This window comes from Microbacterium sp. B24 (assembly GCF_000333415.1).
Taxonomy (GTDB): Bacteria; Actinomycetota; Actinomycetes; order Actinomycetales; family Microbacteriaceae; genus Microbacterium.
The window spans coordinates 1-265 of sequence record NZ_BADB01000512.1; the positions used below are offsets into that span (position 1 = coordinate 1).

1 protein-coding gene is annotated in these 265 nt (G+C 67.9%); it reads left to right on the plus strand.

Annotated features, from left to right (window positions below; all coding sequences use genetic code 11):
* Nucleotides 1-265: Na+/H+ antiporter NhaA (locus I5I_RS15010; RefSeq protein WP_036321632.1), on the plus strand; the 265-nt coding region annotated here is incomplete at both ends.

The following is a 265-nucleotide window of genomic DNA, read 5'->3' on the forward strand; positions in this document are numbered from 1 at the left end:
AGCTCGGTCCCGGGGATCCTCTAGAGTCGCTTTCGCCGTCGCGGATGCGCATCTCGGCATTCCCGGCATCGTCGACCTGTCCGTACGTCACTGGATCTCCGACGGCCTGCTCGCCGTCTTCTTCTTCATCGCCGCGGTCGAGCTGCAGTTCGAGCTGACCAGCGGTCAGCTGGCCTCCCCACGACGTGCCGTCCTGCCCGCCATCGCCGCGGCCGGCGGCGTGATCGTACCCGTGGTGCTATACGTGCTGATCGCCGGCGGGGAG